This window comes from Enterobacter mori, assembly GCF_025244905.1.
Taxonomy (GTDB): domain Bacteria; phylum Pseudomonadota; class Gammaproteobacteria; order Enterobacterales; family Enterobacteriaceae; genus Enterobacter; species Enterobacter mori_A.
Map to the genome: position 1 here is coordinate 456,881 of NZ_CP104285.1, position 21,749 is coordinate 478,629.

The window sequence follows — 21,749 nt, forward strand, 5'->3', positions numbered from 1 at the left end:
CGCGGAGCGGCACTGCATTTGCTTCCAGGGTGGAAACAGGGATATTCAGGAGAAAACGTGACAAAAATCCGCCAGTTATGTTTGGTCAGTGTATTGCTGACAAGCGGGGTTGCCAGCGCGGCGAATGTCCGTTTGCAGGTTGAGGGGTTATCCGGGGCGCTGGAAAAAAACGTGCGCGCGCAGTTATCGACGATCCAGAGTGACGAAGTGACGCCGGACCGGCGTTTTCGCGCGCGCGTCGATGACGCCATCCGCGAAGGGCTGAAAGCGCTGGGGTATTACGAACCCACCATTGATTTCGATCTCCGCCCGCCACCAAAGAAAGGGCGTCAGGTGCTGATTGCCCGCGTCTCAGCGGGTGAGCCGGTATTGATTGGCGGTACCAACGTGGTGCTGCGCGGCGGCGCGCGTACGGATCGGGATTACCTGGATCTGCTGAGTACCCGTCCTAAAGTTGGCACCGTTCTGAATCACGGCGACTACGATCATTTTAAAAAATCCTTAACCAACGTCGCGCTACGTAAAGGCTATTTCGACAGCCAGTTTAATAAAAGCCAGCTTGGCGTAGCGCTGGAGAGGCGTCAGGCCTTCTGGGACATCGACTACGACAGCGGTGAACGCTATCGTTTTGGCGATGTGACGTTCGAAGGATCGCAGATCCGCGAGGAGTACCTGCAAAATCTGGTGCCGTTTAAAAAAGGCGATTATTACCAGTCGAGCGATCTGGGCGAACTCAACCGCCGTTTGTCGGCAACCGGCTGGTTTAACTCGGTGATTGTCGCGCCGGAATTTGAAAAATCCCGCAAAACGAAAGTCTTGCCGCTGCACGGCGTGGTCTCTCCGCGTACCGAGAACACCATTGAAACCGGCGTCGGCTACTCCACGGACGTTGGCCCGCGCGTGAGAGCCTCGTGGAAAAAACCGTGGATGAACTCCTACGGCCACAGCCTGACCACCAGTGTTAGCCTTTCCGCCCCAGAGCAGCAGCTGGATTTCAGCTACAAAATGCCGCTGCTGAAAAATCCGCTTGAGCAGTATTACCTTTTGCAGGGCGGTTTTAAGCGCACCGACCTGAACGATACCGAGCAGGACTCGACGACGTTTGCGGTATCACGCTTCTGGGATCTCTCCAGCGGCTGGCAGCGCGCCATTAACCTGCGCTGGAGTCTTGACCACTTTACCCAGGCCAACGTCACCAACACTACCATGCTGCTTTATCCGGGCGTGATGATCAGCCGTACCCGCTCGCGCGGCGGCCTGATGCCGACCTGGGGTGATTCACAGCGCTACTCTATCGACTACTCCAACACTATGTGGGGGTCTGACGTTGACTTCACGGTGGTGCAGGCGCAAAACGTCTGGATCCGCACGCTGTATGACAAACACCGCTTTGTGATGCGCGGCAACCTCGGCTGGATTGAAACGGGGGATTTCGAACGCGTGCCGCCCGATCTGCGCTTCTTCGCCGGGGGCGACCGCAGCATTCGTGGGTATAAGTACAAATCGATCTCGCCTGAAAACGACAAAGGCCAGCTGACCGGGGCATCAAAACTGGCGACCGGCTCGCTGGAGTATCAGTACAACGTCAGCGGCAAGTGGTGGGGCGCCATGTTTGTCGACGGCGGTGAAGCGGTGAACGATATCCGCCGCAGCGATTTCAAAACCGGCGCGGGCGTCGGCGTGCGCTGGCAGTCTCCCGTCGGGCCCATCAAGCTCGATTTCGCCGTGCCGGTGGGCGACAAAGACGAACACGGTTTACAGTTTTACATCGGTCTGGGGCCTGAATTATGAGTTTATGGAAGAAGATAAGCCTCGGCGTACTGATTTTTATCGTTCTGCTGCTCGGCACGGTGGCGTTTCTGGTGGGTACCACCACCGGCCTGCATCTGCTGTTTAACGCTGCGAACCGCTGGGTGCCGGGGCTGGAAATTGGCCAGGTGACGGGCGGCTGGCGCGACCTGCGTTTGAAGAACATTCGTTATGAGCAGCCGGGCGTGGCCGTTAATGCAGGCGAATTCCACCTTGCCGTGAAGCTGGGCTGCCTGCGGGACAGCAAGCTCTGCGTGAACGATCTGTCGCTAAAAGATGTTAACGTCGCGATAGATTCGAAAAAAATGCCGAAGTCTGCGCCGGTCGAGGAAGAGGACAGCGGACCGCTGAATCTTTCCACACCGTACCCGATTGCGCTCTATCGGGTGGCGCTGGATAACGTCAATATCAAAATCGACGACACCACTGTGTCCGTGATGGATTTCACCTCCGGCCTGCGCTGGCAGGAGAAAAACCTCACCCTGACGCCAACGTCCCTGCAGGGGCTGCTGATTGCGCTACCGAAAGTGGCCGACGTGGCGCAGGAAGAGATTGTCGAGCCGAAGATCCAGAACCCGCAGCCGGAAGAAAAGCCGCTGGGTGAAACGCTGAAAGATCTCTTCTCGAAACCGGTTCTGCCGGAGATGACCGACGTGCATCTGCCGCTGAACCTCAACATTGAGGAATTCAAAGGCGAACAGCTGCGTCTGACGGGCGATACCGACCTGACGGTCTATAACATGCTGCTGAAAGTCAGCAGCATTGACGGCAACATGAAGCTCGACGCGCTGGATATCGACACCAATCAGGGCTCTGTCAATGCGTCAGGGAATGCCCTGCTGCGCGACAACTGGCCGGTGGATATCACCCTCAATAGCGCCCTGAACATCGATCCGCTGAAAGGCGAAAAGGTGAAGGTCAAAGTAGGCGGGGCGCTGCGCGAGAAGCTGGACGTCGGGGTCAATCTCTCCGGCCCGGTGGATATGGTGCTGCGTGGGCAAACCCAGCTGGCAGAAGCCGGTTTACCGCTCAACCTGGAGATTGTCAGCAAGCAGCTTTACTGGCCGTTCACCGGCGAAAAACAGTTCCAGGCCGATGACCTGAAGCTGAAGCTGAGCGGCAAGATGACCGACTACACGCTCTCGTTCCGCACCGCGGTGAAGGGGCAGGGCGTGCCGCCCGCGAACATTACCCTCGATGCAAAAGGCAACGAACAGCAGGTTAACCTCGACAAGCTGACCGTCGCGGTGCTGGAGGGCAAAACCGAGCTGACCGCGCTGCTCGACTGGCAGCAGGCAATCAGCTGGCGCGGCGAGCTGAAGCTGACGGGCATTAACACCGCCAAAGAGGTGCCGGACTGGCCGTCGAAACTGGACGGTCTGATTAAAACCCGCGGTAGCCTGTACGGCGGCACCTGGCAGATGGACGTACCGGAAATCAAGCTCACCGGGAACGTGAAGCAGAACAAGATAAACGTTGAAGGCTCGGTGAAAGGCAACAGCTACCTGCAGTGGGTGATCCCGGGGCTGCACGTGGCGCTGGGCCGCAACACGGCGGATATCAAAGGCGAGTTGGGGGTTAAAGATCTCAACCTTGACGCCACCATCGACGCGCCGAATCTGGATAACGCCCTGCCGGGTCTGGGCGGCACGGCGAAGGGGCTCGTGAAGGTGCGCGGCACGGTAGACGCGCCGCAGCTGCTGGCGGACATTACCGCCAATAACCTGCGCTGGCAGGAGCTGAGCGTTGCCCGCGTCCGCGTGGAAGGGGATGTGAAATCCACCGATCAGATCGGCGGTAACCTGAACCTGCGCGTGGAGCGCATTTCTCAGCCGGACGTGAACATTAACCTGGTCACCCTCGACGCCAAAGGCAACGAGAAGCAGCACGATCTCCAGCTGCGCGTGCAGGGCGAGCCGGTCTCAGGCCAGCTCCACCTGACCGGCAGCTTTGACCGCAAAGAAGCGCGCTGGAAAGGGACGCTGGATAACACGCGTTTCAATACACCGGTCGGGCCGCTGGCGCTGTCGCGCTCCATCGCGCTGGACTACCGCAACGCCGAGCAGAAGATCAGCATTGGGCCACACTGCTGGACCAACCCGAATGCGGAACTGTGCGTGCCGCAGACCATCGATGCGGGCGCGGAAGGGCGCGCGCAGATCAACCTCAACCGCTTCGATCTGGCGATGCTGAAGCCGTTTATGCCGGATACGACCCAGGCCAGCGGCGTCTTCAGCGGGAAAGCCGATGTGGCCTGGGACACCACCAAAGAGGGGCTGCCGCAGGGCAGCGTGACGCTCTCCGGGCGTAACGTGAAGGTGACGCAGGAGGTGAACGATGCGCCGCTGCCGGTGGCGTTTGATACCCTGAACCTGAGTGCCGATCTGCATAACAATCGCGCACAGCTGGGGTGGACAATCCGCCTGACCAACAACGGTCAGTTGGACGGTCAGGTCCAGATTACCGATCCGCAGGGACGGCGTAATCTGGGCGGCAACGTTAACATTCGTAATTTCAACCTGGCGATGGTGAACCCGATTTTCGCACGCGGGGAAAAAGCCGAGGGCATGCTGAACGCTAATCTGCGCCTGGCTGGCAACGCGCAAAGCCCGCAGCTGTTCGGTCAGATGCGGCTCAGCGGCGTGGATATCGACGGCAACTTCATGCCGTTTGACATGCAGCCCAGCCAGATCGCGATGAACTTCAACGGCATGAGCTCGACGCTGAGCGGCTCGGTGCTGACCCAGCAGGGGCAAATTAACCTGAGCGGTGATGCTGACTGGAGCCAGCTTGATAACTGGCGCGCACGCATCGCGGCGAAGGGGAGCCGGGTACGCATCACCGTACCGCCGATGGTGCGCCTGGACGTCTCACCTGACGTCGTCTTTGAGGCGACACCGAGCCTGTTCACTCTGGACGGTCGCGTCGACGTGCCGTGGGCGCGCATCGTGGTTCACGACGTGCCGGAAAGTGCGGTCGGCGTCTCAAGTGATGAAGTTATGCTCAATGAAAATCTGAAACCTGTTGAACAACAGAGCGCAGGCATACCAATCAATAGTAATCTTATCGTGCACGTGGGGAATAACGTGCGGTTGGATGCGTTTGGGCTGAAGGCGAGGCTCACGGGCGACCTGAAGGTGGCGCAGGATAAACAAGGGCTTGGCCTCAACGGGCAGATCAATATCCCTGAAGGGCGTTTCCATGCCTATGGTCAGGATCTGATTGTCCGCAAAGGCGAGCTGCTGTTCTCCGGTCCACCCGATCAGCCTCTGTTGAACATCGAAGCGATTCGTAACCCGGAAGCGACGGAAAATGACGTTATTGCTGGCGTTCGCGTCACCGGTTCGGCTGACGAACCGAAAGCGGAGATCTTCTCTGACCCGGCGATGTCGCAGCAGGAAGCCCTCTCTTATCTGCTGCGTGGACAAGGTCTGGACAGCGGACAAAGCGACAGTGCGGCGATGACCTCGATGTTAGTGGGTCTGGGGGTTGCACAAAGTGGGCAGGTTGTGGGTAAAATCGGCGAGACGTTCGGCGTAAGCAATCTGGCGCTGGACACCCAGGGCGTGGGTGACTCCTCGCAGGTGGTGGTCAGCGGCTATGTACTGCCGGGTCTGCAGGTAAAATATGGTGTGGGGATCTTTGACTCACTGGCAACACTCACGTTACGCTATCGCCTGATGCCTAAGCTATATCTGGAAGCAGTGTCCGGCGTAGACCAGGCACTTGATCTGCTCTATCAGTTTGAGTTTTAGCAATGCGAATATTTGTCTACGGCAGTTTACGAACCAAGCAAGGCAACAGTCACTGGATGACCAATGCCTTGCTGCTGGGGAATTACAATATCGAGAACTACCAGTTGTACAGTCTGGGCCACTATCCAGGCGCGGTTCCGGGGGAAGGAACAGTACAGGGTGAAGTTTATCGTATTGACAATGCTACGCTTGCCGAACTTGATGCCTTGCGCACCAGGGGCGGTGAATATGCACGCCAGTTGATCCAGACGCCGTACGGAAGTGCGTGGATGTACGTCTACCAGCGTCCGGTCGACGGGTTAACGCGGATTGTAAGCGGTAATTGGTTAGACAGAGACCAGTACTGATAAACGACAACGCCACCGTGAGGTGGCGTTGTCGTTTTTGCGCCTCTTGCCGGGTAAGCGTAGCGCCGCCGGGCGAAACTCTCCAGCCAAAAAAAAGCCCCGACTCGCGGGGCTTTATTGATCGGCAGTAAGAATTACTTCTTAGCAGCGCGCTCGAAAGAGGCGATGATTTCTGCTTTCGCCGCTTCAGCGTTGTCCCAGCCGTCAACCTTAACCCACTTGCCTTTTTCGAGGTCTTTGTAGTGCTCGAAGAAGTGGCTGATCTGCGCTTTCAGCAGTTCTGGCAGGTCGTTCACATCTTTAATGTGATCGTACTCTTTGCTCAGCTTGGTGTGCGGTACCGCAACCAGTTTCGCATCTTCACCCGCTTCGTCGGTCATTTTCAGCACGCCAACTGGACGGCAGCGAATGACGGAGCCTGGCTGCAGTGGGTATGGCGTTGGGACCAGCACGTCAACCGGATCTCCGTCCAGAGACAGGGTGTTGTTGATGTAACCGTAGTTGCACGGGTAGAACATCGCGGTAGACATAAAGCGGTCAACGAACAGCGCACCAGTGTCTTTGTCGATTTCATATTTGATAGGATCTGCGTTAGCCGGAATTTCGATAACTACGTAGATGTCTTCTGGCAGTTCTTTACCCGCAGGGACGTTGAGTAAGCTCATGTCGGTGTCCTTTAAAATGGATGGTAAACAAGTGGCAGGTATTATAGCCAACTCGCGCTGAATGTCTCCGCCTGTTTTCGCCATCTCCCCTCGTTAACACTACTTTTCAGACCGTTTCCATGACAGGAAAATCCATAAACTCAGCCGCATTTTTAATGGTGGAATGAAAGCGATTACAAACTTGTGATTAACGTTTTATTCACTTTTCTGAAGTGTGATGTAACGCAATTCGTTACATATTTCATTGGCTATAGTCATTTCGCAGAACATCTTTTAGCCAACAATAACTCACCCTACGAGGACGTTCATATGTGGAAGCGCTTACTTCTTGTCACAGCAGTTTCGGCAGCCATGTCGTCTATGGCGATAGCCGCACCTTTAACCGTAGGTTTTTCGCAAGTCGGCTCTGAATCCGGCTGGCGCGCGGCAGAAACCAACGTAGCGAAAAGCGAGGCCCAGAAACGCGGGATCACGCTGAAAATCGCCGATGGTCAGCAAAAACAAGAGAACCAGATCAAAGCCGTACGCTCCTTTATCGCCCAGGGCGTAGATGCCATCTTTATTGCGCCCGTCGTGGCGACCGGCTGGGAGCCCGTGCTGAAGGAAGCGAAAGACGCGGAGATCCCGGTCTTCCTGCTCGATCGTTCCATTGATGTAAAAGACAAATCTCTCTATATGACCACCGTGACGGCCAATAACGTTCTTGAAGGACAGTTGATTGGTGACTGGCTGGTGAAACAGGTTGACGGAAAGCCGTGTAACGTCGTTGAACTGCAGGGCACCGTCGGGGCGAGCGTGGCCATCGACCGTAAGAAAGGCTTTGCTGAAGCTATCGCCAAAGCGCCAAACATCAAAATTATCCGTTCTCAGTCCGGTGACTTTACCCGCAGTAAGGGCAAAGAGGTCATGGAAAGCTTTATCAAGGCTGAAAACAACGGCAAGAACATCTGCATGGTTTACGCCCACAACGATGACATGGTGATCGGTGCGATTCAGGCGATTAAAGAAGCGGGTCTGAAGCCGGGCAAAGATATCCTCACCGGCTCTATCGACGGCGTGCCGGACATCTACAAAGCGATGATCGACGGCGAAGCGAACGCCAGCGTGGAGCTGACGCCAAACATGGCGGGCCCGGCATTCGACGCGCTGGAGAAATTCAAGAAAGACGGCACGATGCCGGAGAAAGTGACGGTCACCAAGTCCACGCTCTACCTGCCTGACACGGCGAAAGAAGAGTTAGAGAAGAAGAAAAATATGGGCTACTAAGCCCTCGCCCCTCACCCCAGCCCTCTCCCCGGAGGGGAGAGGGGGAAAGGCAGGGCGGAGCTGGATATTAACAATTGGCACGACATAGTCCCCTCTCCCCTCCGGGGAGAGGGTCAGGGTGAGGGGAGGACATATGACCACTGAACAACACCAGGAAATCCTCCGCACAGAGGGCTTGAGTAAATTCTTCCCCGGCGTGAAGGCGCTGGATAACGTCGATTTCAGCCTGCGTCGCGGCGAGATTCTGGCGCTGCTGGGCGAGAACGGGGCGGGGAAATCGACGCTGATCAAAGCGCTGACCGGCGTGTATCACGCCGATCGCGGCACCATCTGGCTGGAAGGCCACGCCATTTCGCCCAAAAATACCGCCCATGCCCAACAGCTGGGGATCGGGACGGTGTATCAGGAAGTAAATCTGCTGCCGAACATGTCGGTGGCGGATAACCTGTTTATTGGCCGTGAGCCACGCCGTTTTGGCCTGCTGCGCCGCAAAGAGATGGAAGCGCGGGCGACAAAACTGATGGAATCATACGGCTTCTCCCTCGACGTCCGCGAGCCGCTGAACCGCTTTTCCGTGGCGATGCAGCAGATCGTCGCCATCTGTCGGGCTATCGATCTCTCCGCAAAGGTGCTGATCCTCGACGAACCCACCGCCAGCCTTGATACCCAGGAAGTGGAAATGCTCTTTACCCTGATGCGCCAGCTGCGCGATCGGGGCGTGAGCCTGATCTTCGTGACGCACTTCCTCGATCAGGTGTATGAAGTGAGCGATCGTATCACGGTACTGCGCAACGGCAGCTTTGTAGGGTGCCGCGAAACCCGTGAGCTGCCGCAGATTGAGCTGGTGAAAATGATGCTGGGCCGAGAGCTGGAAACCAATGCCCTCCAGCGTGCAGGGCGCACGCTGCTCAGCGAGAAACCGGTCGCTGCGTTCAGTGATTACGGCAAAAAAGGGGTCATCTCACCGTTTAACCTTGAGGTTCGCCCCGGTGAGATTGTCGGCCTGGCGGGCCTGTTAGGCTCAGGCCGAACCGAAACCGCCGAGGTGATCTTCGGGATCAAGCCTGCCGACAGCGGCAGCGCGCTGATCAAGGGCAAACCCCAAACCCTGCGTTCGCCGCATCAGGCATCGTGTCTGGGCGTTGGCTTCTGCCCGGAAGATCGGAAAACGGACGGCATCATTGCCGCCGCCTCAGTGCGGGAAAATATCATTCTGGCGCTGCAGGCCCAGCGCGGCTGGCTGCGTCCCATTCCGCGTAAAGAACAAAACGCCATTGCCGAGCGCTTTATCCGTCAGCTCGGTATTCGCACCCCGAGCGCGGAACAGCCCATTGAGTTTCTCTCCGGCGGTAACCAGCAGAAGGTTCTCCTCTCGCGCTGGCTGCTGACAAAACCGCAGTTCCTGATCCTCGACGAGCCGACGCGCGGCATTGATGTAGGCGCACACGCTGAAATTATTCGTCTGATCGAAACGCTGTGCGCGGACGGTCTGGCGCTGCTGGTCATTTCGTCCGAGCTTGAGGAACTGGTGGGTTATGCCGATCGCGTCATTATCATGCGCGATCGCAAGCAGGTGGCAGAGATCCCGCTGGATAAGTTGTCCGTTCCGGCAATCATGAATGCCATCGCGGCGTAAGGAGCTAATCGTGATGCCCCGTTCACTTTCGCAAACCGGTGAGCCAAAGCGCCGCTTCAGCTGGCCGACCGGCACGCCGCAAATCGCGGCGCTGCTGGTGGTACTGCTGGTGGATAGCCTGGTCGCGCCGCATTTCTTCCAGGTAATCGTGCAGGATGGCCGCCTGTTTGGCAGTCCGATCGATATTTTAAACCGCGCCGCACCCGTCGCGCTGCTGGCGATTGGTATGACGCTGGTGATCGCCACCGGCGGGATTGACCTCTCCGTCGGCGCGGTCATGGCGATTGCCGGAGCCACCGCCGCCTCGATGACCGTCGCCGGGCATAGCCTGCCGGTGGTGCTGCTGGCCGCACTGGGCTCCGGGGTATTAGCCGGGCTCTGGAACGGTATTCTGGTAGCGGTTCTCAAAATTCAGCCCTTTGTTGCCACCCTGATCCTGATGGTGGCCGGGCGCGGCGTGGCGCAGCTGATCACCTCCGGGCAGATTGTCACCTTTAACTCCCCGAGCCTGGCGTGGCTCGGTAGCGGCAACCTTCTGTTCTTCCCGACGCCGGTGATTATTGCTCTGGTCACGTTAGTGGTGTTCTGGCTTTTGACCCGTAAAACGGCGCTCGGCATGTTTATTGAAGCGGTGGGGATCAACATCCGCGCCGCGCGCAACGCCGGGGTCAACACCCGCTTGATGGTGATGCTGACCTACGTGCTGAGCGGCGTCTGCGCCGCCATTGCCGGGGTCATCGTCGCGGCGGATATTCGCGGGGCCGATGCTAACAACGCGGGGCTCTGGCTGGAGCTGGACGCGATCCTCGCGGTGGTGATCGGCGGTGGGTCGCTGATGGGCGGACGCTTTAACCTGCTGCTCTCGGTAGTGGGGGCGCTGATCATTCAGGGCATGAACACGGGCATCCTGCTCTCGGGATTTCAGCCGGAACTCAACCAGGTGGTGAAAGCGGTGGTCGTGCTCTGCGTGCTGATCGTCCAGTCGCCGCGCTTTGTCAGCATCATTAAGGGGATCCGTGGCCATGATAAAACGTAATTTGCCGTTAATGATCACGCTGGGCGTGTTTGTGCTGGGGTATCTCTACTGCCTCACCCAATTTCCTGGTTTCGCCTCCACGCGTGTGATTTGCAACATTCTGACGGATAACGCCTTTTTAGGTATCATCGCCGTCGGGATGACCTTTGTGATCCTCTCCGGTGGGATCGATCTTTCCGTCGGCTCGGTGATCGCGTTTACGGGCGTTTTCCTCGCGAAGGCCATTGGGTTCTGGGGCATCTCTCCGCTGGTGGCATTCCCGCTGGTGCTGGCGATGGGCTGCGCGTTTGGTGCCTTTATGGGGCTGCTGATCGACGCGCTGAAAATTCCTGCCTTTATCATCACCCTCGCCGGGATGTTCTTCCTGCGCGGCGTGAGCTATCTGGTGTCGGAAGAGTCAATTCCGATTAACCATCCCATCTACGACACGCTCTCCAGCCTGGCGTGGAAAATCCCCGGCGGCGGCCGCCTGAGCGCGATGGGGCTGCTGATGCTGGGCGTGGTGGTGATTGGCATCTTCCTCGCCCATCGTACCCGGTTCGGCAATCAGGTTTACGCCATTGGCGGCAGCGCCACCTCGGCAAACCTGATGGGCATTTCGACCCGCAGCACTACCATCCGCATCTATATGCTTTCAACGGGGCTGGCAACGCTGGCGGGTATCGTCTTCTCTGTGTATACCCAGGCCGGTTACGCACTGGCGGGCGTGGGTGTTGAGCTGGATGCCATCGCCTCGGTGGTGATTGGCGGTACGCTGCTGAGTGGCGGGGTGGGAACGGTGCTGGGCACGCTGTTCGGCGTGGCGATCCAGGGGCTGATTCAGACCTACATTAACTTCGACGGCACGCTCAGCTCGTGGTGGACCAAGATCGCCATCGGCATTTTGCTGTTTATTTTTATTGCCCTGCAGCGCGGTCTGACGGTGCTCTGGGAGAATCGTCAGAGTTCGCCTGTAACACGTGTATAAATATTCTCCGGTAGCGGCCGATAACCTTTTTTTCTGTCCAGAAATATCTCGCTACCGGAAATAACATCATGCTGAAAACGCTATCGATTCGTACCGGCTTGCTCTCTTTACTGGCCGTTATGACCCTTCTGCTGCTGATTGTCAGCGGCATCGGTATTTATGCCCTTACACAAAGTTCTTCTTCACTCCAGCGCATCAACCACCTTCAGGGTGAGCAGATGGTGCAGCTTAATTCTGGCTATACGCTGATCCTGCGCGCGCGCAATGAGGCGGGCCAGGCCGTCCGAATGATGGAAATTGGTCTGCTGGACGATGCATCCAAATCGGTAAAAAACATCAATCAGGAAATTGCCCAGGCGCAGAAAACGCTGAAAGCCGTGATCGACGGCGGTGTGGCTGACGGGCAGGGACAAAAGCTGCTGGATAACGTAGCTGCGAGTCTGGCGGCGTATACCCGGCAGGGCATCAACCCGATGCTGAAAGCCCTGAACGACCAGAGCGCGGACGGTTACTACGACCTGATTGAGAACGCGCTGATTCCGGTGGCTAACAAGTTTGATAACGATATGCAGGCTTTCCAGGCGTGGAGCGAAGCGCGTGGCAAAGCGGAAGTCAGCGCCGTGCAGTCGAGCAAAACCCGCGTCCTGATCCTTATCGTTGTCGCCGCGCTGCTGACGGCAGGCATTATCGTCCTCGCGTGGCTGGTGCTGCGCCATATGCTGCTGAAGCCGCTTTCGGCTTCCATTGCTCAGCTTGAACATGTCGCGGCAGGGGATTTAACCCACACGCTGGAACACACGGCCAGCCAGGAATTTAACCGGCTCAACGCAGCCATTGAAACGATGCGCCAGTCGCTGATGGGATCGGTTCTGCGGGTGCGCGATGCCAGCTCGCAAATCGATACGGGCAGCCGCGAGCTGACGGCGGGGAACATGGATCTTGCCCAGCGCACGGAATCCACCGCCACGTCGCTGGAGCAAACGGCGGCCAGCATGGAAGAGATCACCGCCACGGTGAAACTCAACGCGGATAATGCAGAGCAGGCGCACCAGCTGGCGAAGTCCGTCTCCGACACGGCTGACCACGGCAGCGAAATGGTCTGCTACGTGATTGAAAAAATGCGCGATATCTCCGGCAGCTCGGCGCGCATCGCCGATATCCTGAGCGTGATTGACGGTATTGCCTTCCAGACCAACATTCTGGCGTTGAACGCCTCCGTTGAAGCCGCGCGCGCGGGCGAACAGGGGCGGGGTTTTGCCGTCGTCGCGGGAGAAGTGCGAAACCTGGCCAGCCGCAGTGCCGACGCGGCGAAAGAGATCCGATCTCTTATCAGCGATTCGCAGACCCACGTGAATGAGGGGAGCGAGCTGGCACAGCAGGCCGGTGAAACGATGGATGAGATCGCAACAGAAGTGCTGCGGATGACCAAACTGATGCGTGAAATTGCGACCGCGTCTCAGGAGCAGAGTCGCGGCATTGAGCAGGTGAATATCGCGGTGAACCAGATGGACGAAACGGCGCAGCAAAATGCGGCGCTGGTACAGCAGTCATCCGCCGCGACACGCTCGCTGGAAGAGCAGTCGCGCGAACTGATGGAAGCCATGTCCTCGTTTAAGCTGACGGCCCAGACTGCTGCATAATCATATTCACCCCTGGTACGTGCTGTGCCAGGGTTTTATTTGTCGATGAATTTAACGCATTAATATTATCGTGAATATTCCCCATTAATATTTCCAGCGCGCTGGTTAACGCTAACGCTTTTTCAGTGGGTTCAAGATATAAACCTTTACGGTAAAACAGTGGCTCATCAAAAAGTTGATTAAAGCGTTTCAGCGCCAGGCTTACCGCTGGACGGGACATGTCCAGGCGCACAGAGGCTTTCGCCATGCTGCCGCAACGAACAATTTCAATAAAGACAGGAATAAGATTTAAATCGATGCCGGTATTGGCACGAGAATAGTTTTTCATCGCGAATATGCTCCAGGAAATAATTGTCAAACTGTTATGGAAATAATGCAGGAGCAGGGATGAAGATTAAAGCGTCTTTTTTATAAACACTTATACGGTAAATTATATAAATGACTGGGAAGCCTGGCGGCTTCCCAGGAGAAAGGGGTTACGCGTCCGGATACTCACGGATGAAACGTTCAACGTCTTCAACCATGTGGTTGTTGCCGACGAAGAACGAACGGCGCTGGTGCAGGCTTTCCGGCACGATGTCCAGAATACGCTCTTTACCGTCGCTCGCCTTGCCGCCCGCCTGTTCAGCGAGGAACGCCATCGGGTTGCATTCGTACAGCAGACGCAGCTTCCCGTCCGGGTGGCTGGCGGTGCTTGGATAGAGGTAAATGCCGCCCTTCAGCAGGTTGCGGTGGAAGTCAGCGACCAGAGAACCGATATAGCGGGAGGTGTACGGGCGCTGGGTGGCTTTATCTTCTTCCTGGCAGAATTTGATGTACTTCTTCACGCCGCTCGGGAATCTGATGTAGTTGCCTTCGTTGATGGAATAAGTGTTGCCCTTCTCCGGGAAGCGCATACGTTCCTGGCTCAGGCAGAACACGCCCAGTGAAGGATCGTACGTGAAGGCGTGAACCCCGCACCCGGTGGTATACACCAGCATGGTGGACGAACCATACACCACATAGCCCGCAGCAACCTGGTTGCTGCCCGGCTGGAGGAAATCTTCTTCGGTGACCGGCGAGCCAACAGGCGTCACGCGGCGGTAGATGGAGAAAATGGTGCCGACAGAAACGTTAACGTCGATGTTGGAGGATCCATCCAGCGGATCCATCAGAACAACGTATTTCGCGTGTTCGCATCCTTCGAAAACAACAATTTCATCTTCTTCTTCGGAGGCGATACCCGCAACGATGTCGCGCGCGCGCAGTGCAGCTTTCAGTTTTTCATTTGCGAACAGGTCGAGTTTCTGTTGCACCTCACCCTGAACGTTCTCGGCACCGCTGGCACCCAGGATATCGACCAGACCGGCCTTGTTGATATCACGGTGGATGATCTTAGCGCCCAGCTTTATTGCCGACAGCAAAGCAGTGAGTTCACCGGTAGCATGAGAAAACTCGTGCTGCTTTTCGACAATAAATTCACCTAACGTTTTCATAACACTTTCCCTGCATCTTATGTGAGTAGAGCGATTGTATGTTCAACAAAACGACTAAAGCCCAACAATCTTAACAAATATTCAAATAGTAGCGCAGTGGTGAATCGCGCCAGCAAAATACGGATTTACCTGAAATGCGTTTCACAGCCGCTAACATGTGAGTAAAATGTGCGCCACATTGAAGAAGGATAGTGACGTATGCGCATTCATATATTGGGGATTTGTGGCACTTTCATGGGCGGACTGGCAATGCTGGCGCGCTCACTGGGCCATGAAGTAACAGGTTCGGACGCCAATGTGTATCCGCCGATGAGCACGCTTCTGGAGAAGCAGGGCATCTCTCTGATTCAGGGATACGATGCCAGCCAGCTGGACCCGCAGCCGGACCTGGTCATCATTGGCAACGCCATGACCCGTGGTAACCCATGTGTTGAAGCGGTGCTGGAACGCAATATTCCGTTTATGTCTGGCCCACAGTGGCTGCATGACTTCGTGCTGCGTGACCGCTGGGTTGTTGCCGTTGCCGGTACCCACGGCAAAACGACCACCGCCGGAATGGCGACCTGGATCCTCGAAGCCTGCGGCTATAAGCCGGGCTTTGTGATTGGCGGCGTACCGGGCAACTTCGACGTTTCTGCGCGTCTGGGTGACAGCCCGTTCTTTGTGATCGAAGCCGACGAATACGACTGCGCGTTCTTCGACAAGCGTTCCAAGTTTGTGCATTACTGCCCGCGCACGCTGATCCTCAACAACCTTGAGTTCGATCACGCGGATATCTTTGACGACCTGAAAGCGATCCAGAAACAGTTCCACCACCTGGTGCGCATTGTTCCGGGCCAGGGCCGCATCATCCTGCCGGAGAACGACATCAACCTGAAGCAGACCCTGGCGATGGGCTGCTGGAGCGAGCAGGAGCTGGTGGGCGAACAGGGTCACTGGCAGGCGAAGAAACTCAACGCCGATGCCTCCGAGTGGGAAGTGCTGCTCGACGGTGAAAAAGTGGGTGAGGTGAAGTGGGGCCTGGTGGGCGAGCACAACATGCATAATGGCCTGATGGCCATTGCTGCGGCGCGCCACGTGGGCGTTCTGCCTGCTGATGCGGCCAATGCGCTGGGCTCGTTCATTAACGCCCGTCGCCGTCTGGAACTGCGCGGCGAAGCGAATGGCGTGACGGTGTATGACGATTTCGCGCATCACCCGACGGCCATTCTGGCAACGCTTGCAGCGTTACGCGGCAAGGTTGGCGGCACCGCGCGCATTCTGGCCGTGCTGGAACCGCGCTCGAACACCATGAAGATGGGCATCTGCAAAGATGACCTCGCGCCGTCGTTAGGACGTGCCGATGAAGTCTTCCTCCTGCAGCCGCAGCATATTCCGTGGCAGGTGGCCGAAGTGGCCGACGCCTGCATTCAGCCTGCGCACTGGAGTGCGGACGTGGATGTCTTAGCGGATATGGTGGTGAAAGCCGCACAGCCTGGCGATCATATTCTGGTGATGAGCAACGGCGGTTTTGGTGGGATCCATCAGAAGCTGCTGGACGGTCTGGCGAAGAAAGCCGCGGCCGCAGAGTAATCCCCTCACCCCAGCCCTCTCCCCATAGGGGAGAGGGTGTTCAATTTCCCTCTCCCCTATGGGGAGAGGGTCAGGGTGAGGGGAACAGATTACTCGTCGTTCTCAGACAGCTCGCGCAGATACTGGAAAATCAGACGCGCGGACTTCGGCGGTTTATTCCCTTCTTTCTCTTTCTTCGCATTGCGGATCAAAGAACGCAGCTGCTGGCGGTCGGCATCCGGCCACAGGTTCAGCACTTCCGGTACGGCGTCATCACCTTGTTCAATCAGACGATCGCGGATCTGCTCAAGCTTATGGAAAAACGCAACCTGCTGGTTGTGACGGTTTTTCAGCTTGTCCAGTGCCTGGCGGATCGGATCGACGTCGCGCTGACGCAGCATTTTCCCGATAAGCTGAAGCTGGCGACGACGGCCTTCTTTCTTGATTTTCTGTGCCAGTTCAATGGCATCACGCAGATCCTGGTCGAGCGGGATCTTATCCAGCGCGTTTTTACCCAGTTCTACCATTTCTGCGCCAAGCTGTTTTAACTCTTCGGCGTCACGCTTAATTTCACTTTTACTGACCCAGATGATCTCATCATCTTCGTCTTCGATGTCATCACCGGGAACGTCGTCGAGCCAGTCTTCGGGCTGCTTAGTCATGTCAGGCTCCTTAAAAAAAGAGGCTAATGTTACCAGTTAAGACGCGCACTGAAAAACGGTTCTCTGTTAGACTTCAGATAACTCTCTCTTACAGTATGGCATTTGCGATGAAAGTAACCTCACAAGTTGAAGCGCAGCGTAAGATTCTGGAAGAAGCCGTCTCCACCGCGCTGACGCTCGCTTCAGGTAAATCAGATGGCGCCGAAGTGGCGGTCAGCAAAACCACCGGCATTAGCGTGAGCACCCGCTATGGCGAAGTGGAGAATGTAGAATTCAACAGCGATGGCGCGCTTGGGATCACGGTGTATCACCAGAATCGCAAAGGCAGTGCGTCATCCACCGATCTCAGCCCGGATGCCATTGCCCGTACGGTGCAGGCGGCGTTGGACATTGCCCGTTATACCTCTCCGGACCCTTACGCAGGCGTGGCGGATAAAGACCTGCTGGCCTTCGATGCCCCGGACCTCGATCTTTTCCATCCGGCGGAAGTCACCCCGGACGAAGCCATCGAACTGGCCGCGCGCGCCGAGCAGGCTTCCCTGCAGGCGGATAAACGCATCACCAATACCGAAGGCGGCAGCTTTAACAGCCACTACGGCATCAAAGTGTTCGGCAACAGCCACGGTATGCTGCAGGGCTACTGCTCAACCCGCCACTCGCTCTCAAGCTGCGTCATCGCCGAAGAGAACGGCGACATGGAACGCGACTACGCCTACACCATTGGCCGCGCGCTGGGCGATTTGCAGTCTCCGGAGTGGGTCGGTAAAGCGTGTGCCGAACGCACCCTGTCTCGCCTCTCCCCGCGCAAGCTCTCCACCATGAAAGCCCCGGTCATTTTTGCCAATGAAGTGGCGACAGGTCTGTTTGGTCATTTGGTAGGCGCTATCGCGGGCGGCTCGGTGTACCGAAAATCGACCTTCCTGCTCGACTCGCTGGGCAAGCAGATCCTGCCAGAATGGCTGACCATTGAAGAGCATCCGCACCTGCTGAAAGGGCTGGCCTCCACGCCGTTCGACAGCGAAGGCGTACGCACCGAACGTCGCGATATTATCAAAGACGGTATTCTGACCCAGTGGCTGCTGACCAATTACTCCGCACGCAAGCTGGGGCTGAAAAGCACCGGTCACGCGGGTGGGATCCACAACTGGCGCATTGCCGGTCAGGGCCTGAGCTTTGAGCAGATGCTGAAAGAGATGGGCACCGGCCTGGTCGTCACGGAACTGATGGGTCAGGGCGTAAGCGGCATCACCGGCGACTACTCGCGCGGCGCGGCGGGATTCTGGGTCGAAAACGGCGAAATTCAGTATCCGGTGAGCGAAATCACTATCGCCGGCAACCTGAAGGACATGTGGCGCAACATCGTTACGGTCGGTAACGATATTGAAACACGTAGCAATATACAGTGTGGTTCTGTATTACTCCCGGAGATGAAAATCGCCGGACAGTAATACCCGTGAAAGCGTGATTAATAATAAAAAAGGAAGTGAGCAATGCGTAAACACCTGTTAGCGATCGTCGCGGCTTCAACGCTGGTTCTTGGCTCGTCTGCGTTTGCTGCCGATCTCGAAGACAATATGGACATCCTCAGTGAAAACCTGAAGGTGGTGCAGAAAACGGACAATGCGGCGGAAATGAAAGGCGCATTGACCAAAATGCGTGAAGCGGCGCTGGACGCGCAAAAAGCGACCCCGCCGAAGCTGGAAAGCAAAGCGGCAGACAGCGCAGAGATGAAAGACTACCGTCACGGCTTTGACGTGCTGGTGGGTCAGATTGACGGTGCGCTGAAGCTGGCTAACGAAGGCAAAGTGAAGGAAGCCCAGGCGGCAGCCGACCAGTTTGTCGCCACGCGTAATACGTATCACAAGAAGTATCGTTAATCCCGCAGTCGAACGGCATGCAAAGGCGAAACAGGGCCCGGCATGCCGTTCTGTCAGCCGTTAAAATTGCGTGCGAAAGTAAGCAAAGAGCAGGATTTTTGCCAGAATAGTGATGAAAATACAGCTCAGAAACAAAATCGCCAGATATTTACGCATCATTCGTTCCCCTTATACGTAGCTGTATTTATCAGCGTGGCAATTTTCAAGCGGAACGTTCAGCGCTGACAGCATCTTCTCCACCTCGTTAATCATCTCTTCCGGTCCGCTTATAAAATAGCGATGGTGCTCATAGCCTGATGGAATAGCACGTTTCAGGAACTCGACATCAATGCGCCCGGTTTCGCCATGCCACTCTGCTGCCGGGTGTTCAGGTAAAAATAGTACGGTGAACTCCGAACGTGCTGTCATTGCTATCAGCTCCTCCCTGAACGTGGCGGACTCCCAGTCCCTGACGCAATAAATCAGCAGAACGGGTCGGTTATCCTCTCGATCCGCCATCGTTCTCAATATGCTCATGACGGGCGTAATACCGATGCCTCCGGCAATAAAAACATGCAGCGCGGGGCTGTCTGTCAGGCTATAAACGCCAAAAGGTCCCTCAATAAAGACTTTATCGCCCGGCGAGAGGGTGCCTAATTTTTCTGTAAAATCGCCCCGCTGCTTTACAGACATTTCGACATCCGGATATCTCTCCGCGCTGGAAGAGAAGGCAAAGGGGTGAGCGGTCAGTTTGAAGGGGCTGGCAAACGCCGTTAACAGGCCAAACTGCCCGGGCAAGAACGTCATTCCCGAATGTCCCTCCGGTTTCATCACCAGCGTGAGACAGTTACCCCTTTCCTGTCGCGTAGACGTGACTACCCAGGGCTTTTTTGAGGACAGGAGTGGGCGAATCACGCGCGTGTAAAGCACCAACGTGCCCCATATCAGGATCAGGGCGATCCAGAGCAGATGCTTTAACGGCGATTCAAGATAAAACCCCCAGGCAAAGGCATGGAGAAGCCCTGACCCAATCGCCACCACGGCTAACGAAATGTGCAGGAAATGCCAGTATTCATACCTGATTTTGAGCCTGGCTTTAAACAGCGTGAGAACAATTAACGCGAGGAATGCGTAAGTTGACAGTGAAGCGAAACGTGCTCGCCAGGGGGCGTCAAAAATATTCAACAGCGCGAGCTTCCCCGGATCGGCAATAAATAAAATAACGGGATGCGCGACGATCGCGACGACAGCGAACAGGGACATGATCTTATGCATCTTATAAATCACGTTTTCACCCCATGCGCGAACAATCCATTTTATTCGTGCCGTCAGAACCAGCTGAAAACCCAACATCGCCAGGCCGGCATAGCCCAGGACGACAGAAAATTCCGTCCAGTAATCTCTTGCCGGAGGCAAAGTGGCAAAAAGCAATACCATCATGGGACTCAATATCAATACGATAAAAAGTGTCGCGCTAAGAATAATCCATTTCATATCTTTCATTTTTCGTCCTGTGAAACTAACGCCTTATTGCTGAAAAGCCCGACGGCGTACTACCTTCGTCGTCGGTTGGGGATAGAGGGTAGGTGGCTTCAAATGCTTTCATTGATCGCGTTCTTTACCCGTATCAGGTTTGCCGAGATTGCCCGCAGCATGTGCCGGATGATGGGGTCGCGAAGTCGGATGAGGGTGTTGTTTAACGTAAACACCGTCGCATGATACTGCTCGCTCAATATTCTTAGCTCCATTAAAATCTGAGAAGCGTTCAGCGGTGGGTTCTTCAGATGCACCGTACCGTAAATGAAACGAGAGAATTCGTGGGAGCTTTCCTCAGACGCTGAGATATGTTCCACGAGTTTGTCATAATAACAAATGAGCTCTTTATTGAATTGCCTGAGTGTTTCATGTAGCGGCAAGAAAATAGCGCCTCGCATATTCCAACGGACCCGCTGTGTCATTTTTGATAATTTATGGAGTTGGTGTAATGGCTCTCTCAGTTCTGCAATATCACTTTTAGAGGTGATATTTATCTGCGGGAAAACAGTCATGTTTATTTTTCCTGTAAATCAATTGGCGGTCGTTTCATGAGATGACTATCTGATTGTGCATAAAAAATATGTGCACGTATTACAACAGTAATACCGGTATTTCGTTGTCGTTTAAAAAAAAGGAGAGCTCCATTTCTGATTGGGTTGGATAACGGCTGTCCATATTTTTATTCAGGATAACAATGTCGGCCTGTTTTTTCATGGCGAGCAGGCGAATAGCCTCATGCAGGCTACCAAAATGAATATGACGATGAACAAAGCCCACAGGTAAAACCAAACGCCGGGTTAGTGCTGCAAGCCGGTTTGTGGCCAACGTCGATAACACTTTTTCCAGCCTTTTCGTGTCAATAAAATGCTTTTGTGCGCGTTGGTAAACCGAATCCGGGATCACTGCCAGTAAATGCACATGCCCTGAATTAACGTTAGAGAAATATTGTGCGCTGCTCAGTTCTTTTTTTACCGGGTTATCGGAAAAAATCTCTACCGGAATAATGATGTTGGTATACATAGTGTCTTTTTATGAAGCCAGTACAATGCGTGATATGAAATTCATAGTGATAGCAAACGAAAGAATAACGATGATAAAAATCAATAACCATTGGGTTATTTCCAACCTTTTTATGGTTTTTTCATACGTTGCAATATCTGTTCGGGCCGCGAGGTGATTTTTATAATATAGATAATAGAGCATTATAAAAATATACATAGCGGGTACAGCCAATGTAATCCACCCAAGGTGGTAGATAAGAAGTTCAGTCATTAAAAACCCCATCAGGGCAACAAGGAAGAACATCCTTTATCTCCTTTTTTTCAATTTAAAATAAATAAGCGTGAAGATATCCAGCATCATCCAAATCCCGCCGAGCAGGAGGATATTGACCAGCGCGCCGCTCCAGAAAATGAAAGGTTTATAGCTCGCATCGTGCAGGACGCCCTGGGCTCCCCCCCACATCATAAGGACCGTAATAAGACAGATGATGTTGATGACGATAAGAAAGAAAATCAGATAGCGGTTAATATTTTTCATGGCTCAGCC

General features: G+C 55.4%; 19 protein-coding genes. 11 read left to right on the plus strand and 8 right to left on the minus strand.

Annotated features, from left to right (window positions below):
• The first annotated feature begins 57 nt into the window (after positions 1-57).
• From tamA to N2K86_RS02235, 3 genes are read left to right on the plus strand one after another with little or no spacing between them, the layout of a single operon-like run.
• Complete coding sequence (tamA, locus tag N2K86_RS02225) at positions 58-1,791, plus strand: autotransporter assembly complex protein TamA (protein ID WP_260660312.1); 1,734 nt, start codon at positions 58-60, stop codon at positions 1,789-1,791.
• A complete protein-coding gene (gene tamB / locus N2K86_RS02230) occupies positions 1,788-5,564 on the plus strand; it encodes an autotransporter assembly complex protein TamB (protein ID WP_260660313.1) in 3,777 nt (1,258 codons plus the stop codon). The genes tamA and tamB overlap by 4 nt, the downstream gene beginning before the upstream one ends.
• A gap of 2 nt (positions 5,565-5,566) precedes the next feature.
• Positions 5,567-5,911 carry a gamma-glutamylcyclotransferase family protein gene (locus N2K86_RS02235; protein ID WP_014882267.1) on the plus strand — a complete coding sequence of 115 codons (345 nt, stop codon included), beginning with the start codon at positions 5,567-5,569 and terminating at the stop codon, positions 5,909-5,911.
• 134 nt (positions 5,912-6,045) lie between these two features.
• On the opposite strand, the gene ppa is transcribed toward N2K86_RS02235, so the two are convergent.
• Positions 6,046-6,576, minus strand: coding sequence for an inorganic diphosphatase (gene ppa / locus N2K86_RS02240; RefSeq protein WP_020684412.1), 531 nt, complete (start codon positions 6,574-6,576; stop codon positions 6,046-6,048).
• Between the two features lie 309 nt (positions 6,577-6,885).
• Here ppa and ytfQ point away from each other — a divergent pair, with 309 nt between their 5' ends.
• The 5 genes from ytfQ (at position 6,886) to N2K86_RS02265 (ending at position 13,121) form a co-directional block, all read left to right on the plus strand.
• A complete protein-coding gene (gene ytfQ, locus N2K86_RS02245; RefSeq protein ID WP_256460220.1) occupies positions 6,886-7,842 on the plus strand; it encodes a galactofuranose ABC transporter substrate-binding protein YtfQ in 957 nt (318 codons plus the stop codon).
• Between the two features lie 133 nt (positions 7,843-7,975).
• Positions 7,976-9,478: a galactofuranose ABC transporter, ATP-binding protein YtfR gene (gene ytfR / locus N2K86_RS02250; RefSeq protein WP_260660314.1), complete on the plus strand. Its 1,503-nt coding sequence runs from the start codon at positions 7,976-7,978 to the stop codon at positions 9,476-9,478.
• Between the two features lie 10 nt (positions 9,479-9,488).
• Positions 9,489-10,514, plus strand: coding sequence for a galactofuranose ABC transporter, ATP-binding protein YtfT (ytfT, locus tag N2K86_RS02255; protein WP_260660315.1), 1,026 nt, complete (start codon positions 9,489-9,491; stop codon positions 10,512-10,514).
• Positions 10,501-11,481, plus strand: a complete 981-nt coding sequence (gene yjfF, locus N2K86_RS02260) for a galactofuranose ABC transporter, permease protein YjfF (protein WP_260660316.1) — start codon at positions 10,501-10,503, stop codon at positions 11,479-11,481. The genes ytfT and yjfF overlap by 14 nt, the downstream gene beginning before the upstream one ends.
• Before the next feature lie 68 nt (positions 11,482-11,549).
• On the plus strand, positions 11,550-13,121 hold the full coding sequence (locus tag N2K86_RS02265; protein ID WP_260660317.1) for a methyl-accepting chemotaxis protein: 1,572 nt from the start codon (positions 11,550-11,552) through the stop codon (positions 13,119-13,121).
• On the opposite strand, the gene N2K86_RS02270 is transcribed toward N2K86_RS02265, so the two are convergent.
• Together N2K86_RS02270 and fbp are read right to left on the minus strand one after the other, a co-directional pair.
• Positions 13,093-13,449 carry a helix-turn-helix domain-containing protein gene (locus N2K86_RS02270; RefSeq protein ID WP_260660318.1) on the minus strand — a complete coding sequence of 119 codons (357 nt, stop codon included), beginning with the start codon at positions 13,447-13,449 and terminating at the stop codon, positions 13,093-13,095. The genes N2K86_RS02265 and N2K86_RS02270 overlap by 29 nt on opposite strands.
• A 148-nt stretch (positions 13,450-13,597) precedes the next feature.
• Positions 13,598-14,596 carry a class 1 fructose-bisphosphatase gene (gene fbp, locus N2K86_RS02275; RefSeq protein ID WP_260660319.1) on the minus strand — a complete coding sequence of 333 codons (999 nt, stop codon included), beginning with the start codon at positions 14,594-14,596 and terminating at the stop codon, positions 13,598-13,600.
• Between the two features lie 198 nt (positions 14,597-14,794).
• Between fbp and mpl the strand changes: the two genes are divergently transcribed.
• The gene (gene mpl / locus N2K86_RS02280; RefSeq protein ID WP_260660320.1) at positions 14,795-16,168 is read left to right on the plus strand and encodes a UDP-N-acetylmuramate:L-alanyl-gamma-D-glutamyl-meso-diaminopimelate ligase; all 1,374 of its coding nucleotides are present in this window, start codon (positions 14,795-14,797) and stop codon (positions 16,166-16,168) included.
• Between the two features lie 89 nt (positions 16,169-16,257).
• On the opposite strand, the gene yjgA is transcribed toward mpl, so the two are convergent.
• Positions 16,258-16,809, minus strand: coding sequence for a ribosome biogenesis factor YjgA (gene yjgA / locus N2K86_RS02285; RefSeq protein ID WP_042713463.1), 552 nt, complete (start codon positions 16,807-16,809; stop codon positions 16,258-16,260).
• Between the two features lie 95 nt (positions 16,810-16,904).
• On the opposite strand from yjgA, the gene pmbA reads away from it, so the two are divergent.
• Positions 16,905-18,257: a metalloprotease PmbA gene (gene pmbA, locus N2K86_RS02290; RefSeq protein ID WP_260660321.1), complete on the plus strand. Its 1,353-nt coding sequence runs from the start codon at positions 16,905-16,907 to the stop codon at positions 18,255-18,257.
• A gap of 42 nt (positions 18,258-18,299) precedes the next feature.
• Complete coding sequence (gene cybC, locus N2K86_RS02295) at positions 18,300-18,686, plus strand: cytochrome b562 (RefSeq protein ID WP_014830441.1); 387 nt, start codon at positions 18,300-18,302, stop codon at positions 18,684-18,686.
• 168 nt (positions 18,687-18,854) lie between these two features.
• On the opposite strand, the gene N2K86_RS02300 is transcribed toward cybC, so the two are convergent.
• The 4 genes from N2K86_RS02300 to N2K86_RS02315 form a co-directional block, all read right to left on the minus strand.
• On the minus strand, positions 18,855-20,168 hold the full coding sequence (locus N2K86_RS02300; RefSeq protein ID WP_260660322.1) for a ferredoxin reductase family protein: 1,314 nt from the start codon (positions 20,166-20,168) through the stop codon (positions 18,855-18,857).
• Between the two features lie 89 nt (positions 20,169-20,257).
• Positions 20,258-20,713: a hypothetical protein gene (locus tag N2K86_RS02305; protein WP_260660323.1), complete on the minus strand. Its 456-nt coding sequence runs from the start codon at positions 20,711-20,713 to the stop codon at positions 20,258-20,260.
• 79 nt (positions 20,714-20,792) lie between these two features.
• Positions 20,793-21,221, minus strand: a complete 429-nt coding sequence (locus N2K86_RS02310) for a universal stress protein (RefSeq protein ID WP_260660324.1) — start codon at positions 21,219-21,221, stop codon at positions 20,793-20,795.
• Between the two features lie 288 nt (positions 21,222-21,509).
• The gene (locus N2K86_RS02315) at positions 21,510-21,740 is read right to left on the minus strand and encodes a hypothetical protein (protein ID WP_148386720.1); all 231 of its coding nucleotides are present in this window, start codon (positions 21,738-21,740) and stop codon (positions 21,510-21,512) included.
• Positions 21,741-21,749 lie beyond the last annotated feature (9 nt).

What these genes read in the sequence shown, in the direction of transcription:
- tamB (WP_260660313.1), top strand. Translation starts at nt 1,788, where the DNA reads ATGAGTTTATGGAAGAAGATAAGCCTCGGCGTACTGATTTTTATCGTT.
- N2K86_RS02235 (WP_014882267.1), top strand. Translation starts at nt 5,567, where the DNA reads ATGCGAATATTTGTCTACGGCAGTTTACGAACCAAGCAAGGCAACAGT.
- ppa (WP_020684412.1), bottom strand. Translation starts at nt 6,576, where the DNA reads ATGAGCTTACTCAACGTCCCTGCGGGTAAAGAACTGCCAGAAGACATC.
- ytfQ (WP_256460220.1), top strand. Translation starts at nt 6,886, where the DNA reads ATGTGGAAGCGCTTACTTCTTGTCACAGCAGTTTCGGCAGCCATGTCG.
- ytfR (WP_260660314.1), top strand. Translation starts at nt 7,976, where the DNA reads ATGACCACTGAACAACACCAGGAAATCCTCCGCACAGAGGGCTTGAGT.
- yjfF (WP_260660316.1), top strand. Translation starts at nt 10,501, where the DNA reads ATGATAAAACGTAATTTGCCGTTAATGATCACGCTGGGCGTGTTTGTG.
- N2K86_RS02265 (WP_260660317.1), top strand. Translation starts at nt 11,550, where the DNA reads ATGCTGAAAACGCTATCGATTCGTACCGGCTTGCTCTCTTTACTGGCC.
- N2K86_RS02270 (WP_260660318.1), bottom strand. Translation starts at nt 13,449, where the DNA reads ATGAAAAACTATTCTCGTGCCAATACCGGCATCGATTTAAATCTTATT.
- fbp (WP_260660319.1), bottom strand. Translation starts at nt 14,596, where the DNA reads ATGAAAACGTTAGGTGAATTTATTGTCGAAAAGCAGCACGAGTTTTCT.
- mpl (WP_260660320.1), top strand. Translation starts at nt 14,795, where the DNA reads ATGCGCATTCATATATTGGGGATTTGTGGCACTTTCATGGGCGGACTG.
- yjgA (WP_042713463.1), bottom strand. Translation starts at nt 16,809, where the DNA reads ATGACTAAGCAGCCCGAAGACTGGCTCGACGACGTTCCCGGTGATGAC.
- pmbA (WP_260660321.1), top strand. Translation starts at nt 16,905, where the DNA reads ATGGCATTTGCGATGAAAGTAACCTCACAAGTTGAAGCGCAGCGTAAG.
- cybC (WP_014830441.1), top strand. Translation starts at nt 18,300, where the DNA reads ATGCGTAAACACCTGTTAGCGATCGTCGCGGCTTCAACGCTGGTTCTT.
- N2K86_RS02300 (WP_260660322.1), bottom strand. Translation starts at nt 20,168, where the DNA reads ATGAAAGATATGAAATGGATTATTCTTAGCGCGACACTTTTTATCGTA.
- N2K86_RS02305 (WP_260660323.1), bottom strand. Translation starts at nt 20,713, where the DNA reads ATGACTGTTTTCCCGCAGATAAATATCACCTCTAAAAGTGATATTGCA.
- N2K86_RS02310 (WP_260660324.1), bottom strand. Translation starts at nt 21,221, where the DNA reads ATGTATACCAACATCATTATTCCGGTAGAGATTTTTTCCGATAACCCG.
- N2K86_RS02315 (WP_148386720.1), bottom strand. Translation starts at nt 21,740, where the DNA reads ATGAAAAATATTAACCGCTATCTGATTTTCTTTCTTATCGTCATCAAC.